General features: G+C 53.5%; 2 protein-coding genes. Both read right to left on the bottom strand.

The window, feature by feature from the left end; translation table 11 throughout:
- Positions 1-569, bottom strand: a 569-nt coding sequence (locus tag A3AY_RS0113685; RefSeq protein WP_018326231.1) for a M81 family metallopeptidase, incomplete at its 3' end; no start/stop codon positions are given.
- 177 nt (positions 570-746) lie between these two features.
- The coding region (locus tag A3AY_RS0113680; RefSeq protein WP_154663292.1) for a TOBE domain-containing protein at positions 747-1,108 on the bottom strand (362 nt) is incomplete at its 5' end.

The raw sequence follows: 1,108 nt of genomic DNA, 5'->3' as shown, positions 1-1,108 counted from the left end.
ATATGGAGTTTAGGAACAACACTCCGATCTATCAGTTGTGGGATGATGTTTACCGCGTCCTTCCCCCTTTCAAACATATCCGTGTGAGGATGGTAGTGAGTGCCGAATGCCGCATCGACTAATTCAGCTAGCCTGGGGTTGAGGTTTCCATGCAAATCCAGAGTTATCACAATCTTTACTTCTGGTCCGACCAGCTGCCGAACCCTTTCGCAAATGTCCACTTCAATATTGCTGACACGATGGGCGACACCTGCGCCATGTAGAGCCAAGGCCACCGCGTCGAGTGGAAGAGCTTTCTCGATGTCTGAAAGGAGGTCGTCGACCATTCTTGCATAGGCGTCCGCGGCAATGATACCCGAGGGCTCGTCATCAGCGTGTAGAGTTGGCACCACGGTCGCACCTAATCGAGTTGCCGCATCCAGCATTCCGCCGACGTAGGATCGTACCCCTTTGTGCTTAATGATAAGCCCGTCTCCCCGCACCACATCAAATTCGGAAAGTTTCGCATCTTCGAGCCGAAAGGTATTCGTTTCATGCTCGATGCCGCCCACTGCAAGCTTGAAAGTCATTACAATTATATTCTCCGATTAAATGGAGGTGCTATGAGAAAAAGCGCTACCGCCCTTCCAACATAGCCCTACCTCCAACCCCTCATGATGAGCTTCCAATACGAAGCTGAGTACAGGGACGTGTCCCGACTTGCCGGGAACCTTTCGTCCGCGACTGCAACGTCTTTTTCACCTCAGTTAATCTAGCATGACACAGTCCTCGGCTTTCCATGACACCGTCACCGGGGTACCGCCCGTGAAGTGGGGTTGGCCGCGGTTCTGCCGCTTGACGATGATAGTTTCGTCACCGCACCGAATGTGGTATCTGGTCATTTCACCAAGGAAGAGCGCGGTCTCGACGACGCCCGCGAGCGAATTCGGCGCCCCGGAAGAGGTCGGCATTGGGTCAATATCAATGTGCTCCGGCCGGACGAAGAGCCATCCATCATCACCTTTCGCCTGGCCAGTCAATTGCGCTGAGGCAGCAGAAGCTCCCGCCATTGTTACTATGCCACAGCCGTTCTCCGCCTGATCAACGCAACAAGGAATCATATTCGACT

Origin of the sequence: Rhizobium giardinii bv. giardinii H152, assembly GCF_000379605.1 — a bacterium.
GTDB classification, from domain to species: Bacteria; Pseudomonadota; Alphaproteobacteria; order Rhizobiales; family Rhizobiaceae; genus Pararhizobium; species Pararhizobium giardinii.
Note: the sequence above shows the minus strand (reverse complement) of the source record. Positions and strands in the feature narration are given on the sequence as shown.